At 67.5% G+C, this 16,096-nt stretch carries 17 protein-coding genes; 8 read left to right on the top strand and 9 right to left on the bottom strand.

The genetic code is table 11. The annotated features are described in order from the left end of the window. Positions 1 to 9 precede the first annotated feature (9 nt). Genes J0F76_RS12690 through J0F76_RS12715 form a run of 6 tightly spaced genes read left to right on the top strand, consistent with a single transcriptional unit; the run spans position 10 to position 5,481 of the window. The gene (locus tag J0F76_RS12690) at positions 10 to 1,152 is read left to right on the top strand and encodes a CaiB/BaiF CoA transferase family protein (protein WP_207469957.1); all 1,143 of its coding nucleotides are present in this window, start codon (positions 10 to 12) and stop codon (positions 1,150 to 1,152) included. Continuing rightward, a complete protein-coding gene (locus J0F76_RS12695; protein WP_207469959.1) occupies positions 1,152 to 2,102 on the top strand; it encodes a hydroxymethylglutaryl-CoA lyase in 951 nt (316 codons plus the stop codon). The genes J0F76_RS12690 and J0F76_RS12695 overlap by 1 nt, the downstream gene beginning before the upstream one ends. Before the next feature lie 32 nt (positions 2,103 to 2,134). After that, entirely contained in the window at positions 2,135 to 3,127 is a 993-nt protein-coding gene (gene dctP / locus J0F76_RS12700) for a TRAP transporter substrate-binding protein DctP (protein WP_207469961.1), read from the top strand. Beyond that, entirely contained in the window at positions 3,124 to 3,660 is a 537-nt protein-coding gene (locus J0F76_RS12705) for a TRAP transporter small permease (RefSeq protein ID WP_207469963.1), read from the top strand. Before dctP ends, J0F76_RS12705 begins: the two co-directional genes overlap by 4 nt. Beyond that, the gene (locus J0F76_RS12710) at positions 3,657 to 4,943 is read left to right on the top strand and encodes a TRAP transporter large permease (RefSeq protein WP_207469965.1); all 1,287 of its coding nucleotides are present in this window, start codon (positions 3,657 to 3,659) and stop codon (positions 4,941 to 4,943) included. The genes J0F76_RS12705 and J0F76_RS12710 overlap by 4 nt, the downstream gene beginning before the upstream one ends. Before the next feature lie 10 nt (positions 4,944 to 4,953). Beyond that, complete coding sequence (locus J0F76_RS12715; protein ID WP_207469966.1) at positions 4,954 to 5,481, top strand: gamma carbonic anhydrase family protein; 528 nt, start codon at positions 4,954 to 4,956, stop codon at positions 5,479 to 5,481. A gap of 8 nt (positions 5,482 to 5,489) precedes the next feature. On the opposite strand, the gene J0F76_RS12720 is transcribed toward J0F76_RS12715, so the two are convergent. After that, positions 5,490 to 5,984 carry an Lrp/AsnC family transcriptional regulator gene (locus J0F76_RS12720; RefSeq protein WP_207469968.1) on the bottom strand — a complete coding sequence of 165 codons (495 nt, stop codon included), beginning with the start codon at positions 5,982 to 5,984 and terminating at the stop codon, positions 5,490 to 5,492. Between the two features lie 121 nt (positions 5,985 to 6,105). Between J0F76_RS12720 and hppD the strand changes: the two genes are divergently transcribed. Next, complete coding sequence (gene hppD / locus J0F76_RS12725; protein WP_207469970.1) at positions 6,106 to 7,218, top strand: 4-hydroxyphenylpyruvate dioxygenase; 1,113 nt, start codon at positions 6,106 to 6,108, stop codon at positions 7,216 to 7,218. 58 nt (positions 7,219 to 7,276) lie between these two features. After that, positions 7,277 to 7,630 carry a Rieske (2Fe-2S) protein gene (locus J0F76_RS12730; RefSeq protein WP_207469974.1) on the top strand — a complete coding sequence of 118 codons (354 nt, stop codon included), beginning with the start codon at positions 7,277 to 7,279 and terminating at the stop codon, positions 7,628 to 7,630. A gap of 15 nt (positions 7,631 to 7,645) precedes the next feature. On the opposite strand, the gene J0F76_RS12735 is transcribed toward J0F76_RS12730, so the two are convergent. From J0F76_RS12735 to J0F76_RS12770, 8 genes are all read right to left on the bottom strand, one after another. Continuing rightward, positions 7,646 to 8,470: an alpha/beta hydrolase gene (locus J0F76_RS12735; RefSeq protein WP_207469975.1), complete on the bottom strand. Its 825-nt coding sequence runs from the start codon at positions 8,468 to 8,470 to the stop codon at positions 7,646 to 7,648. Continuing rightward, entirely contained in the window at positions 8,467 to 10,095 is a 1,629-nt protein-coding gene (locus tag J0F76_RS12740; protein WP_207469977.1) for an AMP-binding protein, read from the bottom strand. Before J0F76_RS12740 ends, J0F76_RS12735 begins: the two co-directional genes overlap by 4 nt. A gap of 96 nt (positions 10,096 to 10,191) precedes the next feature. Beyond that, positions 10,192 to 10,887 carry an ABC transporter ATP-binding protein gene (locus J0F76_RS12745; RefSeq protein WP_207469979.1) on the bottom strand — a complete coding sequence of 232 codons (696 nt, stop codon included), beginning with the start codon at positions 10,885 to 10,887 and terminating at the stop codon, positions 10,192 to 10,194. After that, entirely contained in the window at positions 10,881 to 11,639 is a 759-nt protein-coding gene (locus tag J0F76_RS12750; protein ID WP_207469981.1) for an ABC transporter ATP-binding protein, read from the bottom strand. Before J0F76_RS12750 ends, J0F76_RS12745 begins: the two co-directional genes overlap by 7 nt. After that, entirely contained in the window at positions 11,636 to 12,625 is a 990-nt protein-coding gene (locus tag J0F76_RS12755) for a branched-chain amino acid ABC transporter permease (protein WP_207469983.1), read from the bottom strand. The genes J0F76_RS12750 and J0F76_RS12755 overlap by 4 nt, the downstream gene beginning before the upstream one ends. Further along, a complete protein-coding gene (locus J0F76_RS12760) occupies positions 12,622 to 13,545 on the bottom strand; it encodes a branched-chain amino acid ABC transporter permease (protein WP_207469984.1) in 924 nt (307 codons plus the stop codon). Before J0F76_RS12760 ends, J0F76_RS12755 begins: the two co-directional genes overlap by 4 nt. A 79-nt stretch (positions 13,546 to 13,624) precedes the next feature. After that, the gene (locus J0F76_RS12765) at positions 13,625 to 14,779 is read right to left on the bottom strand and encodes an ABC transporter substrate-binding protein (RefSeq protein ID WP_207469986.1); all 1,155 of its coding nucleotides are present in this window, start codon (positions 14,777 to 14,779) and stop codon (positions 13,625 to 13,627) included. 185 nt (positions 14,780 to 14,964) lie between these two features. Beyond that, a complete protein-coding gene (locus J0F76_RS12770; protein ID WP_207469988.1) occupies positions 14,965 to 15,930 on the bottom strand; it encodes an AraC family transcriptional regulator in 966 nt (321 codons plus the stop codon). Between the last annotated feature and the right edge of the window lie 166 nt (positions 15,931 to 16,096).

Consider the following 16,096-nt stretch of genomic DNA (forward strand, 5'->3'; position numbering starts at 1 on the left):
GGACAAGCGATGAATCTGCCCCTGGACGGCATCCGCGTCGTCGAGATGAGCCACATGGTCATGGGACCGTCCTGCGGGATGTTCCTGGCCTTTCTGGGCGCCGAGGTCATCAAGATCGAGCCGCCCGAGGGCGACAAGACCCGCAACCTGACCGGCATGGGTGCGGGCTTCTTCCCGACCTTCAACCGGGGCAAGAAATCGGTCGTTCTGGACATCAAGGCGCCCGAAGACCGTGCCGACCTGGAACGGCTTCTGGCCACGGCCGACGTGTTCGTGGAAAACTTCCGCACCGAAAGCCTGGCCAGGATGGGCCTTGATCCCGACAGCCTGCGCAAGCGGTTTCCGCGCCTGATCGTCGCGTCCTGCAAGGGCTTCCTGGAGGGGCCTTACGAAAACCGCGCCGCCATGGACGAGCTGGTGCAGATGATGACCGGCATGGCCTACATGACCGGACCGTCCGGGCGCCCGCTGCGGATCGGGTCGTCGGCCAACGACATCATGGGCGGGCTGTTCGCGGCCTATGGGGTGCTGGGCCAGATCATCGCGCGGGGCCGCGACGGCAAGGGCAGCGTGGTTCGGTCGGGCCTGTTCGAGAACTGCCTGCTGCTGGTCGCGCAGCACATGGTGCAGTTCGACATCGAAGGCACCGAAAGCCCCCCGATGCCGGAACGGATCTTCTCCTGGCCGGTCTACGACATCTTCCAGACCCGCGACGGGCGCCAGATCTTCCTGGGCGCGGTGACGGAAACGCAATGGACCGGGCTCTGCCGCGTACTGGGGCTTGGGGCGCTGCTGTCCGACCCCCGCCTGCAGACCCGCCCCGACCAGATCGCCGCGCGAAGCTGGACCCTGCCCATTGTCGCCGATGCGGTGGCCGCGCGCGACTATGCCGACCTGCTGGCCGCCTGCGAGGCCGCCGCGCTGCTGTGTTCGCCCATCGCCCGTCCGGCCGAGATGTATGACGACCCCCATGTCACGCGCCCCGGCGGGCTGATTCATTCGCGCTATGCCGACAAGAAGGACTTCCGCGCGCCGGGCCTTCCCTTCTCGGTCGATGGCACCTCACCCGTGCCCGCCGATGCCGACCTGCCCTCCATCGGGCAGCATACGGCGGAAGTCCTGTCCGCCCTGCCGCAGATGGAGCGCGCGTGATGGCCGACGTGAACCGCGTCTATCCGGCGGGACAGGTGGCCTTGCGCGAGGTCGGGCTGCGCGACGGGCTGCAACTGACGAAAAGCTTCCCTTCGACCGAAGCCAAGTCGGACTGGATCCGGCGCGAACATGCCGCCGGCGTGCGCCATTTCGAGGTGGGCTCGTTCCTGCCCGCCAGCCGCTTTCCCCAGTTCGCCGACGTGCGCACGCTGACCGATCTGGCCAACGGCCTCGGCGCCCATTCGCTGGGGCTGGCGCTGAACGAACGCGGCGCGCGCGACGGGCTGGAGGCGGGCGTGACGGAGCTGACCGTGGTGATGTCCGCGACCGAGGCGCACAACATGGCCAATGCCCGCCGTCCGCGCGAACAATCCCTGGCCGAGATCGCCAACACCGTGCGCCTGCGCGACGAGGCGGGGTCGGCCACGCTGATCAACGTGGGCATCGCCATGGCGACCGGCTGTTCACTGTCGGGCCATGTCGATCCCGGAGAGGTCGAGCGGCTGGCCGAGGCCTGCCTGGACGCGGGCGTGGATCTGGTCGGCATCGCCGACACCGTGGGCTATGGCGGGCCGCGCCAGGTCGCGGATCTGTGCCGTCGCATGACCGCGCTGATGGGCGATCGGCCCTATGTCGTCCACCTGCACGACACGCGCGGCATGGGCCTTGCCAATGCGCTTGCCGCCTACGATGCCGGGGCGCGGGTCTTCGACGCCTCGCTGGCGGGACTGGGCGGCTGTCCCTTCGCGCCGGGCGCGACCGGCAATGTCGTCTTCGAGGATCTGGTCTATCTGTTCGAAACGGCGGGCATCCGCACCGGCATCGACCTGGAGGAGGTCATCGCCATCCGCGAGATCCTGTCCCGCGAAATGCCCGACGAGACGCTTCACGGCACCCTGGCGCAGGCCGGGCCGCCCAAGGGAATGACCTGGCGGGCCCACGCGGCCTGACCTGACACCAATCACGGGGAGGAGGAACCCACATGAACGCACGCACGATCCTTGCCGGCACGGCCCTGGCCGCGCTGACCGCAGTCCCGGCCCTGGCGGAAACGCCCGTCCGGTGCAGCCACCAGCTGCCGCCGCAGCACGAGGTGGCCAAGGTCATCGAACGCTGGGCCGCCGAGGTCGAGACGTTGTCGAACGGCGAACTGGACGTCCAGATCTTCGGCGCCAATGCCTTGGCCAAGCCCGAGGAGAACATCCCGTCCGTCGCCAAGGGCAGCTTCGAATGCGCCTTCTCGGTCAACTTCCAGTGGGGCAAGACCCTGCCCGCCATGAACGTGACGCTGCGCCCCTATGCCTTCAGCAACCCCGAGATCTGGCGCAACTGGCCCGAGTCCGAACCCGCCGCCTATCTGGAAGGGCTGATGGAGGAGAAGCGGCTGAAGAACATCGCCTGGCTGTTCCAGACCCGGATGAGCGTCTTCACCTCGAACGGCAAGCCGCTGGTGGCGCCCGCCGATTTCGGGGGCGTCAAGATCCGCGGGCTGAACCCGGCCTTCGACACCGGCCTGACCGCCATGGGCGCGGCGACCAGTTCCATGCCGGGGTCCGAGGTGTACCAGGCCTTGTCCACCGGCGTCATCGACGCGGCCATCACCGACGTCGCCGCCGCCCATGCCCGCAAATACTACGAGGTGCAGGACCACATGACGGTGACGCCCGTCATCTCGGTCTTCTTCAACGGCTACATGAATCAGGCGTTCTACGACGGCCTGACCGATGCCCAGAAGGCCGCTCTGGACGAGGCCGGCAAGAAGGCCGCCGCCTGGGCTGTCGAGGACGGTCTGGCCGCCGAACAGGCCGCGCCCGGCCTGCTGGAGGCCGAGGGCGTCACCCTGCATGTCGCGACGGAGGCAGAGAACGAGGCGATGCGCGCCGTGATGCAGCCCGCCTTCGACCAGGCCTTCTCCGAGGAAGGCGGCGAGGACGTGACCGAGCTGCTGAAGCTGGTCGACGGGATGGTGCAATGACGATGGTTCATCCGTCCGAAGGCCACAAGGTTGCGGCGGAACGGCACGGTTCGGTCTGGACCGTGCTGGCCTGGCCGATCCACGCGCTTGCCGCCGTGTCGGCGGTGCTTGTGGCGGTGGGCTTCGCCGCCGTGGTGGTCGCGGTCTTCTATCGCTACCTTCTGGGCGCGCCGCTGAACGGGGTGGACGAGCTGACCGGCTATCTGGTGGTCGCCATCGCATCCTGCGGGCTGGGCAGCGCGCTGCTGCTGGACCAGCATATCGGCGTCGACATCCTGACTGCCTCGGCCGGTCCGCGCGCCGGGCGGGGCCTTGAAATCTGGGCGGCGCTCTGCGTGATGGCCTGCGCGGCCATCCTGACCTGGTCGGCCTGGCATACCGTCCTGTTCAACCGCGACTTCGGCACCTATTCCACCGGCCCCTTGGAGATCCCGGTCTGGTGGGTGCAGGCGCCGATGGTACCGGGCGGCATCGTCCTGGGCCTTGCCGCACTGATGCGCCTGCTGCGCGCCATCCGGGGAGACGAGAAATGACCGGCATCCTGATCGTCATCGGCCTGATCGCGCTGCTTCTGTCGGGCATCCCGATCTTCGCGGCCCTGCTGCTGACCGGCTCGGCCGTGCTGTTTCTGGCCGAAGGCTCGGTCGAGAGCGTGGCCGACACGGTGTTCGCGCATCTCAATTCCCCCGTGCTGCTGACCATCCCGCTGTTCATCCTGATGGCGCAACTGATGATCCGGTCGGGCGCGGTCGATGACCTGTTCGGAATGGCCAACACGCTGATCGGCCATGTCAAGGGCGGCATCGGCGTGGCGACCATCCTAAGCTGCACGATCTTTGCCGCGATCTCGGGTTCGTCGGTGGCGACGGCCGTGTCCATCGGCCAGACGGCAATCCCGCAGATGAAGCGATATGGCTTTCCCGAACGCAGCGCCCTGGGCCTTGTCGCGGCGGGGGGCACGCTGGGCATTCTCATCCCGCCCTCGGAGCCGATGATCCTGTATGCGGTCGTCGCCAACGCCTCGATCGGGGCGCTGTTCCTGGCGGGCATCATTCCCGGCCTGCTGCTGGCCCTGGTCTTCGCCGTCTTCTGCCTGATCAGCGCGCGCAAGTCGGGCGATATCGAGCGCGCGCCCTTCCCCGGCTGGAAGGCCGTCCTGCAGGCGATGTCGAAGTCGATCTGGGCGCTCTTGATGCCGCCCGTGGTGATGGGCGGGATCTACTTCGGCATCTTCACCGCGACCGAGGCCGCGGCCGTGGGCTGCCTTTACGCCCTGCTGGTCGGCGTGCTGGCCTATCGCAACCTGGGCCTGCGCAACCTTGGCCTGTGCCTGCGCGACACGGTGATGACCTCGCTGATGGTCTTTGCCATCATCGCGGGCGCGGCGGTCTTCGGCAACGCCATCACCATCATCCGGCTGCCGAACCAGGTGTCCGAACTGATCGTCGCGATGAACCTGACGCCCCTGATGTTCATGCTGGTCGTCATGGCGATGATCTTCGTGATGGGCATGTTCCTGGAAAGCATCGCCATCATCCTGATCACCACGCCGATCCTGCTGCCCGCGCTGATCGCGCTGGACATCGACCTGATCTGGTACGGCGTGCTGCTGATGATCAACCTGGAACTGGCGATGATCACCCCGCCCGTCGGCATGAACCTGTTCGTCATCAAGGGCATCACCGGCAGCCCGCTGTCCACCGTGATACGGGGAGCCGCGCCGTTCGTGCTGTTGATGATCGGCGGAATGCTGGTCATCATGGCGCTGCCCGACCTGGCGACATGGTTGCCGCGCTTTGCGGGCTACAGGTTCTGAAGGAAACGGGATGAGCATCTACGGATTGAACGACCGCCAGCCGCGCCTGCCGGACGAGGGCGAATACTGGGTCGCGCCGTCGGCCACCGTCGTGGGCGACGTGACGCTGGGCGCCGATGTCGGCATCTGGTTCGGCGCCGTCCTGCGCGGCGACAACGAGCCGATCACCGTGGGCGCCCGAACCAACATCCAGGAACACGCGATGGTCCATGCCGATCCGGGCTTTCCGGCGACGATCGGCGCGGACGTGACGGTGGGGCATCGCGCCATCGTCCATGGCTGCACCATCGGCGACGGATCGCTGATCGGCATGGGCGCGATCATCCTGAACGGCGCCAGGATCGGTCGCGGCTGCCTGATCGGCGCGGGCGCCCTTGTCACCGAGGGCAAGGAGATCCCCGACGGCAGCCTTGTCGTCGGCAGCCCCGCCAAGGTCGTCCGCACCCTTGACGACGCCGCCCGGCAGGGCCTGCTGGACTCGGCCGCGCGCTATGTCGCCAACTGGCGGCGCTTTGCGGATGGCATGACCGGCATCTGACACGACCGTCAGGACGGTGGGGGCGTCGCGACCAGACCGGGCGCGACGCCCTTTTCGTCCTTCAGCGTCTTCAGCACGATCTCGGACCGGACCTGCGAGACCTGGGGGTGGGGCAGCAGGTGCCGGTGCACGAAGTCGGCGAAGGCGTCCAGGTCTCGGACCCGCACATCCAGCACATAGTCCGCATCGCCCGACACCGAAAAGGCCGACCGGATCTGCGGATGCGTCGCGACAAAGCGCGCGAAGTCGTCTTCCTTCCGCTGGCCGTGGCTGGACAGGTTGACCCGGATGATCGCGCGCAGCCCGTAGCCCAGCTTGGCCGCGCCAAGCCGCGCCGAATACCCCTCGATCACGCCCGTTTCCTCAAGCGCCGCCCGCCGGCGCGAGCATTGGGACGGCGACAGCTTCACGATCTCGGCCAGGGCCGCGTTCGTCAGCGCCCCGTCGCGTTGCAGGGCCGTCAGGATCGCGATGTCGAAGCCGTCCAGTTTCAAGTCATGCATCCTTTGCCGGTAACGTGCACGCTTCGTGCAAACTTGAACGTTTATGCCGTCACTTCGCAAGCCCCGTGCAAGGGAACTGTGACATTCTGTCACAGAACCGCAGCGAACAGGAGGAACGCGCATGGGACCCTTTCCGCACAACGCCCCCAAGGCCACGATCAGCGACATCAACCCCGCCGGCACCGATGGCTTCGAATTCGTCGAATATGCCCACCCGAATCCGCATGTCCTGGACCGCATCTTCCGGCAGATGGGCTTCACGCCCGTGGCAAAGCACAAGACCCGCGACATCACGCTGTATCGCCAGGGCGACATCAACTACCTGCTGAACGCCGACACCAACAGCCATGCGGCCGGCTTCGTGAAGGAACACGGCCCCTGCGCGCCCGCGATGGCCTGGCGCGTGGTCGATGCGCAAGCGGCGCTGAAGCGCGCGCTGGATCTGGGCGCCACCGAATATACCGGCCCCGGCAAGTCGATCGAGGCGCCCGCCGTCTATGGCATCGGCGGCTCGCTGCTGTATTTCATCGACAGGTACGGTGCCGAGGGCAGCGCCTATGACGCCGACTACGACTGGCTGGGTGAAGCCAATCCCTGCCCGACGGGCTTCGGCTTCTACTACCTCGACCACCTGACGCATAACGTGATCCGCGGCAACATGGACACGTGGTACAAGTTCTACCACGACACGTTCAACTTCCGAGAGATCAAGTATTTCGACATCAAGGGCAAGCAGACCGGCCTTGTCAGCCGCGCGCTGACCTCGCCCGACGGCAAGATCCGCATCCCCATCAACGAATCCACCGACGATCACAGCCAGATTGAGGAATACCTGCGCGAATACAAGGGCGAGGGCATCCAGCACATCGCCATCGCCTCCGAGGACATCTATGCCGGCACCGACAAGATCGCGGATGCCGGAATGGAGTTCATGCCGGGGCCGCCCGACACCTATTACGAGATGTCGCACCGCCGCGTGAAGGGCCACGAGGAACCCATCGACCGCATGAAGAAGCGCGGCATCCTGATCGACGGCGAAGGCGTGGTCGGCGGCGGCGAGACGCGCATCCTGCTGCAGATCTTCTCGAAGACGGTGATCGGGCCGATCTTCTTCGAGTTCATCCAGCGCAAGGGCGACGATGGCTTCGGCGAGGGCAATTTCCGCGCCCTGTTCGAATCCATCGAGGAAGACCAGGTGCGCCGCGGCGTGCTCAGCGCCTCGCCCGCCGAATAGGCTGCCGCGACACGACCCGCCTGCGGCTTGCGGGCGGGTCCTTTCATGGGATCAGACGATGGCCTGGACAGATTACTCCTCGGCCCCCGCGGCGGGCACGCCGGTTTGCGCCCTGGCGCAGGTGCAGGGCGTGCTGTCCCTGTCGGTGACGACGGACAAGGGCGCCTTTCCGATGCTGGTCGTGCGGTCGGGCGACGACCTGCGCGCCTATGTGAACGCCTGCCCGCACCAGTACCTGCCCCTGGATTATCGCGGCGACCAACTGCTTTCGGCGGACGGCACGAAACTGATGTGCACCGCCCACGGCGCCCGCTTCGACATCCTGACGGGCGAGGCCGTCGAGGGCGCGGATTGTGGCCTCGATCCGGTGCCGGTCGCTGTCGCGGAGGGCATGGTGCTTATCACGGGCTAGGCGCGCCCAAGCGCGTCATTCCGCCTCCAGCAAGGGCCTCAGCATCGGGTGAGTGGCATCGGCAAGGCCGTCCACGACATCGAAGTGATGACGGTCCGGTTCCTCGACGCAATCGGTCGCGGCCCCCAGACCGCGCCAGATGTTCGCCAGAAGGGCATTCTGGCGCCGGAACTCGGAGGTTTCGGACGCGCCGACCCAGCAGGTGATGCGGGTTCCGGGCAAGGGTTCCAGCAGGGCCGGGCTTTCGGCCCATGCCTCGGCCTTGTCGATCCGCAGCGTGTTCTGCCGCCATGTCCGGCGCAGCGGCCGCAGGTCGTGCAGCCCCGAGATCGACAGCACCCCCGCGATCCGTTCCCGCACCCTGCCGGGCAAGGGAGAGCTGTGGCTGACCATGCGGCTGACCAGATGGCCGCCCGCCGAATGGCCCGCCAGCCGGATCGGACCCGCGACCAGATCGGCGGCGGCGGCGACGGCCGCGCCGATCTCGGCCGTTATCCCGGCGATGCGGATCGCCGGGCACAACGTATATTCGGGGATCGCGACCGCATGGCCATGCGCCAGCGGACCCTGCGCCAGGTGCGACCAGAAACTGCGATCCAGGGCCATCCAGAAGCCGCCATGGACGAAGACCACCAGACCCTTCGGCGCAGCTTGGGGCATGAACAGGTCCAGCCGGTTCCGCTCGCCCGGCCCGTAGGGGATGCCCAGCCGGGCGCGGGCGCCCATGGCCTTGCGGAAGGCGCGGGCCGGTTCGACCCACCGGCCCGGCCAGGACGCGCCATCGGGAATGGCGGGCGCGTTGTCATAGACCGCGTTCCAGTCGGCGATCCGGAGCATCATGGCGCGGCCATGCCCTGCTTCAGCCGGAACCGCTGGATCTTGCCGCTTTCGGTCTTGGGCAGGGCGTCCGTGAAGACGACCGAGCGCGGATACTTGTAGGGCGCGATGGTGCGCTTGACGAAGTCCTGCAATTCCCTGGCCTTGTCGTCGCAGGGGACCGCGCCCGGGCGCAGCACGACATGGGCCTGCACGATGGTGCCGCGCGCCTCGTCCGCGGCACCCACGACGCCGCATTCGGCGACATCGGGATGGGCCAGCAGGGCGGCCTCGACCTCGGGGCCGGCGATGTTGTAGCCCGCCGACACGATCATGTCGTCGGATCGCGCGGCAAAGCGGAAATAGCCGTCCTCGTCCTGGATGAAGGTGTCGCCGGGCAGGTTCCAGCCGTCGCGGACATAGTTCGCCTGCCGGTCGTCGGCCAGATAGCGGCAGCCGACCGGCCCGCGCACCGCAAGATGGCCGGGCGTGCCGCGCGGAACCTCGTTCATGTGGTCGTCCACCACCTTCGCCTCGTATCCCGCCAGCGGCTTGCCGGTCACGCCGGGGCGGGCATCGTCCAGGCGGTTCGAGATGTAGATGTGCAGCATCTCGGTCCCGCCGATGCCGTCCAGCATGGGGCGGCCGGTCCTGGCCACCCAGGCGTCGAAGACCGGCGCGGGCAGGGTTTCGCCCGCCGACACGGCGCAGCGCAGCGACGACAGGTCGGCGCCCTCCTCCATCGCGGCCAGCATGGCACGGTAGGCGGTCGGGGCGGTAAAGCAGATCGTGGCCTTGTGGGACTGGATGATGCCGATCAGGTCGGCGGGCGCGGCCCTTTCCAGAAGCACCGCCGAGGCGCCGAAGCGCAGGGGAAAGACCGCCAGCCCGCCAAGCCCGAAGGTGAAGGCCAGGGGTGGCGAACCCACGAAGACGTCGTCGGGCCGCACGTCCAGAACCTCGCGCGCATAGGCGTCGGCGATGATCAGCAGGTCGCGGTGAAAATGCATCGTGGCCTTCGGCACCCCGGTCGAGCCCGAGGTGAAGCCCAGAAGCGCCACGTCGTCGCGCCCGGTCTCGACCCAGAAGGGACCGGCGGGCTTGGCGGCGGCGGCGCGGTCAAGTTCTCCCTCCAGTGCGGCGGTGCCGTCGAAGGTGACGATCCGTTTCAAACAGGCGCTGTCCTCCAGGCAGGCCTGCATCTCGTCCAGCATCCGCATGTCGCAGAGCGCGAGGGCGATCCGGGCCTTTTCGGTATGCTGCAGCAGTTCCTTTTTCCGAAGCAGGGGCATGGTGTTGACCACGACCGCCCCCGCCTTTGTCGCGCCCAGCCAGCAGGCGACCAGGGCCGGGGTGTTCGGGGACCGGATCAGGATGCGGTTGCCGGGCTGGATGCCGTAATCCTCGACCAGGACGCGGGCAATGCGGCTGGTCCAGTCCGCAAGCTCGGCATAGGTGCGGCTGCGGCCCTGTCCCACCAGGGCCACCCGGTCGCCAAAGCCGCGCTCGACCATGCGGTCGGTCAGTTCGACCGCCGCGTTCAGCGTCTCGGGATAGGCAAAGCGGTCCAGAAGATAGGCGGGCTGGCTGTCCGCCGGGGGCAGGTTGTCGCGGCAGAACGTGTCGGTATGGGTGCTGAGGCCGAGCATGGAAGGGGATCCCTAATGTTCGTCTGTTATGTTTTGGACTTGGATATTTTGAACTTGATGTATCCGGGCGTGCCGAGGCCCGCCTCCGACCGGGATTCAGACCTGCAGGAAGCGGGTCTTGACCTCGGGCGTGGCGATCAGGTCGGGGGTCGATCCGGTCCAGACGACGCGGCCCTTCTCGATCACCACATGGCGGTCGGCCAGGCGGACCAGGGCATCGACGTTCTTGTCGATGACCAGGATCGCCTCGCCCTCGTCCTTGAGATGGCGCAGGCAGGACCAGATTTCCTCGCGGATGAGGGGGGCAAGGCCCTCGGTCGCCTCGTCCAGGACGATCAGCGCGGGATTGGTCATCAGCGCCCGGCCCACGGCCAGCATCTGCTGTTCGCCCCCCGACAACTGGTCGCCCATGTTGCGGCGGCGTTCCTTGAGCCGGGGGAACAGGGCATAGACCTTGTCCAGCGTCCATTTCGCCGTGCCGCGCGCGCGGGCGGTGGCGATCAGGTTTTCCTCGACCGTCAGGGGGGCGAAGACCTGCCGCCCTTCCGGCACCAGGCCCAGCCCGGCGCGGGCGACCAGGTGCGGCGCCGCCGCCGTCAGGTCGCGCCCGTCGATGCTGACGCGCCCGCCGCGCGGCCGCAGCAGGCCGAAGATCGACCGAACGGTGGTCGTCTTGCCCATGCCGTTGCGGCCCAGAAGCGTCACCACCTCGCCCCGCGCGACCGACAGGTCGATGCCGAACAGGACGCGGCTGTCGCCATAGGACGCCTGCAAGCCTTCAACCGTCAGCATGGGGCGGCCTCCTCTCCCAGATAGGCGGCGCGGACCTGGGGGTCGGCGCGCACGTCGGACGGGCTGCCGCTGGCGACGATCCGGCCATAGACCAGGACCGAAACCGTGTCCGCCAGCGCAAAGACCGCGTTCATGTCATGTTCGATCAGCACCATCGTCACGCGGTCCTTCAGCCGGGCGAACAGATCCACCAGATGGGCCGCTTCCTCGTGGCCCGTGCCGGCCAGGGGTTCGTCCAGAAGCAGCAGCCGGGGCTGCGTGGCAAGCGCCACGGCCAGTTCAAGCTGGCGCTTTTCGCCGTGGCTCAGCGACCCGGCCAGCCGGTGCGCCCGGTCCGACAGGCCGACATCGGCCAGGCAGGCCATGGCCTGGTCGTTCAGCGCCTGCTCGGCCGCGGCGGGCCGCAGGAAGCGGAACGACGATCCTTCGCGCGCCTGGACGGCCAGGGCCACGTTTTCCAGCGCGCTGAACCCGGGCAGAAGGGTCGTCAACTGAAAGGACCGCGCCAGCCCCAGGCGCACGCGGCCCGCCATGTCCAGACGGGTGATGTCCCGCCCCCCATAAAGGACCCGCCCGCCGTCCGGCCGCAACTGTCCGGAGAGCTGTGAGATCAGCGTAGTCTTGCCCGCGCCATTGGGGCCGATGATGGCGTGAATCCGGCCCTCGTGGACATCCAGCGACACGTCCTGCGTGACCCTCAGCGCCCCGTAGGACTTGGACAGGTTCTGCACGCTCAGCAGCGGATCGGTCATGTCGCGTCCCTCACCAGACCCAGGCGGCGCAGCAGGCCCGACAATCCGCCCGGCGAGAACAGCGCCACCGCCACCAGCACCAGGCCGAAGCCAAGCCGCCAATGGTCGGAAAAGCGGGCCAGGCCTTCCTCCAGCGCGATGGTGACAAGCGCACCGGCCATCGCGCCGGTCAGGCTGCCCACGCCGCCCAGGACCAGCATCACGATCATCTCGCCCGAGCGGTGCCAGCTCATGTAGGCGGGCGAGACGTAGATCGCCTGGTTGGCCAGCAGCACGCCCGCCACCGAACACAGGCAGCCGGCGATGACATAGGCGGTCAACTGGTAGGGGAAAGGGCGGAAGCCGATCGCCTGCATCCGCAGCGCGCTTTCGCGCGTGCCGGTCAGCACCCGGCCAAAGCGCGACAGCGTCAGCCGGTACAGCCCGGCGAAGACCGCGACCAGCAGCGCCAGCGTGGCATAGAACATGCCCTGCGCGCCTTCCAGCAGGGGCAGGCCCAGCACCGTGGACCGCGCAGGCAGCGCCACCCCGTCGTCGCCGCCCAGGGTCGAGAACGACACGAAGAAGAAGAACGCCATCTGCCCGAAGGCCAGCGTGATCATGATGAAGTAGACGCCCCGCGTCCGCAGGCTGATCGCCCCGGTGACGGCCGCGAACAGCGCCGAAGCCGCCATTGCCGCCAGAAGCTGCAGGACCAGGTCGTCGATGCCCGCCCGCGACAGGATCGCCACCGCATAGGCGCCAAGGCCCAGATAGGCGGCATGGCCGAAGGACACCATCGCGCCATAGCCCAGGATCAGGTCCAGCGACAGCGCGGCGATGGCAAAGACCATCATGCGGGTGGCGACGACGATCAGGAAGGGCTCGCCCGCCGCATGGGCCAGCGGCGGCACCACGGCCAGGACGGCGAACAGGCACAGCGCAAGCTTCAGCCGTCCGGCCAGGCGGGCGCGCGGGCGCGCAAGGGTCTGGGTCAGGTCGGTCATCGCGCCACCGCCCGTCCGAACAGGCCCGCGGGACGCCAGAACAGCACCGCCGCCATCAGGATATAGACCAGCATCGGCGCGATGGTCCGCCCGGCCTGCGCGGCGGCGGCCGGGTCCATCAGCGACTTGAGGAGGATCGGGCCGAACATCCGGCCCAGCGTATCGACGATGCCGACCAGAAGCGCCGCGCAGAACGCGCCCTTGACCGAGCCCACGCCGCCGATCACGATCACCACGAAGGTCAGGATCAGGATGCTGTCGCCCATGCCGGGATCGACCGACAGGATCGGCGAGACGATGGCCCCCGCAAAGCCCGCCAGCATCGCGCCCGCCGCAAAGACCAGCATGAACAGCCGGTTGATGTCCGTTCCCAGGGCCGAGACCATGGAACGGTTGGCGGCACCGGCCCGCAGCAGCATCCCGACGCGGGTTCGCGCGATCACGAACCACAGGGACAGCGCGACGCCCAGGCCCACGCCGATCACCGCCAGCCGATAGACCGGATAGCGCATCGGCCCGGCCAGCGGGACGGACCCGGACAGGATCTCGGGCATCGCGACCGACAGCGGGGCCGAGCCCCACAGGATGCGGACCAGTTCCGACAGGACCAGCACAAGGCCGAAGGTCGCCAGCACCTGGTCCAGGTGGGATCTGTCGTAAAGCCTGCGGAAGACCAGCAGCTCCAGCACCAGTCCCACGGCCAGCGTGACAGGCAGGACCAGCGCCAGCGACAGCCAGAAGTTGCCTGTCGTGCCCATCATCATCGCCATCACATAGCCGCCGACCATGTAGAGCACGCCATGCGCCAGGTTGATGAAGTCCATGATGCCGAAGACCAGCGTCAGGCCCGCGGCGACAAGGAACAGCAGGACCCCGAACTGGGCGCCGTTCAGCAGTTGCAGAAGGAAAAGGTTGAACATCTGTCGTCCTGGAAAGCACATGCGGGACAGGCCCGGTCCCGAAGGACCGGTCGGTCGGTGCCGCCGCCCGCGACGGGCGTCACTTCATCGGGCATTCGCCGACATAGCTGTCGGCCGCGGCGGTGAAGACCTTCTCGACGACCGAGGTGCGGTAGTTGCCCTCGTCATCCTTGATGGCCTTGGTCAGGTAGAAGTCCTGGACCGGAAAGTTGTTGGTCGAGAACGCGAACTCGCCGCGCAGGCTGGGGAAATCGGCGGCCTTCAGCGCGGCGCGCAGGGCGTCGCGATCCTCGGTCCCGGCAGCCTTGACCGCGCTGTCGATCAGCATCAGCGCATCATAGGCCGCCATGGCATAGATCGACGGCACGCGGCCATAGTCCTGCCTGAAGCTTGCGACGAACTCGGCATTGCCGGGCGTGTCCAGGTCGGGCGCCCAGTTCGACCCCGTCAGCATGTCCAGCGCCGCGTCCTGTTCGGCGGGCAGCGTCGTTTCATCCACGGTGAAGGCCGACATCAGCGGGATCGAGGACAGGCCCGCCTGGCCCCATTGCTTGACCAGGTTCACGCCCATGCCGCCCGGCATGAAGGCATAGACGGCCGCCGGCTGGGTCGCGGCGATCTGCGCCAGTTCGGCCGAGAAATCCAGTTGCCCCAGCGGCACGAACAGCTCGCCAGCGACCTCGCCCTTGTAGGCGGCCTTGAAGCCGTTGAGGCTGTCCTGGCCCGCCTGGTAGTTCGGCGCCAGCAGATAGACGTTGGCGATGCCCTGCCGGTTCATGTGTTCCGCCAGGACCTGCGGCATCTGGTCGTTCTGGTACGAGGCGACAAAGATGTCCGGGTTGCAGTCCTTGCCGGCAAAGTTCGACGGTCCCGCATTGGGCGACACCAGGATCGCCCCGCCCTGCGTGACCGGCGCGGCGATCGCCGTCATGATGTTCGAGAAGGTCGGCCCGATCACGAAGTCGGCCCCGTCGCTTTCGACAAGCTCTCGCGCCTTCTGGGCGGCCACGTCGGGCTTGCCTTCGTCGTCCACGACGATGATCTCGACCTCGCGCCCGCCGACCTTGCCGCCAAGCGCCTTTTCGGCCAGCAGCACGCCGTCGCGGGCATGTTCGCCCAACACGGCAGGGGGACCGGAGAGCGTCACAAGGACGCCGATCCTGACCGGATCGTCGGCAAGGGCCGTCGATGCCAGGGACAAGGTCAGCGCGGTCGAAAGGGCCACAAGGCGCATCGGGCAGGCTCCTGTTGGATAGCTTTTGCTTTTTGTTGGGAACAATTTCATACGTAAAATTTCTCTCGCGCAAGAAAAATATGATCGACGACAGGAATTGTTGAAAGCAGGGGCATGAACCCCATTGATCGACGCCGCCCTGCTTGCACGACGAGCAACGACGGGCCGGCCTTTGCGGGGATGCTTCAAGGCTGAAGAAACCCGGCCCCGCCGGTCTTCCTTGCGGCTTGGGACGGAAGCACGCCGAAACGCTGCCGATAGTCGGCCGCGAACAGCCCCATGTGATTGAAACCGCAGCGCATCGCCAGCCCGGTCAGGCCGTCCGTGCCGATGCGTCCGGCCTCGATATCGGCACGGGCGCGGTCAAGGCGCATGGCCTTCAACGCCACCATCGGCGTGACCCCGCGATGGCTGCGGAAGGCGCGGTGCAGGCTGCGGGTGCTGGTGCCCGCAGCCTCGGCGATCAGGGCAGGGGTCAGGTCCATGTCCAGATGGGCGGACATGAACCGCTCGGCCCGGCGCAGAAGGCCGGGGGAAGGGTCCGGACCGCCATCCCGGGCCCGGCCCTGGTCCAGCAGCGCGCCGATGACGGCGATCAGGGCCTGCTCCATCCCGGCCTCGGTCCCCGATTCCCCTTGCTGCATCTCGATGTCTTCCAGCAGGAAGTCCAGCAGGCGCAGCATCCGGGCCGCCACCCCTCCGGTCAGGGCAACCGAGGGCCGATCCCGTGCGATGCGCGAGAACAGAGCCGCGCCGCCGATCGCGTCCAGGTGCTGCGGTCCCAAATCGACGATCAGCATCCGCGTGCCGGGCTGGAAATCCAGCCGGACCGGCGCGTCGGGACCGACCAGCTGGGCCGCGATCCCTTGCGCGAAATGCAACGTGCCGCCCCGGCGGTCGGTGGCGGAAAACCCGCCGCGCAGGGGGATCTGCAGCAGGGAAATCCCCTTCTCGGCCGACACCCGCACCTGCGCGGCCCCGCCCAGCGACACCGTTGTCAGGCCCACGCGGTCAAGCCTGCCGTGCAACACCTCGGTCCGATAGCGTGTGCGCGCACGCCCCTCGACCCGGCAGGGACGCAGCAGGCCGGACATCGTCGCCTCGAACTCCTCAAGCGAATCGGAGCGTCGCCAAAGCTGCCGTCGATCCATGGTGCCCCTGTCCGTGTCGCGCGTCCCATCCCACCGCCCTGCCGCCCTTGTGGCAAGCACAAAACCGCGACGGAATACTTTAGAACATCTAACAAAACCGTTTGATCTGGTTTAGGCAGATGAGGGCGCAGCCGAGGATCACGAAAGCCTCGTGGATGTCGGCGCG

It is taken from the genome of Paracoccus fontiphilus (genome assembly GCF_017356265.1).
GTDB lineage: Bacteria > Pseudomonadota > Alphaproteobacteria > Rhodobacterales > Rhodobacteraceae > Paracoccus > Paracoccus fontiphilus.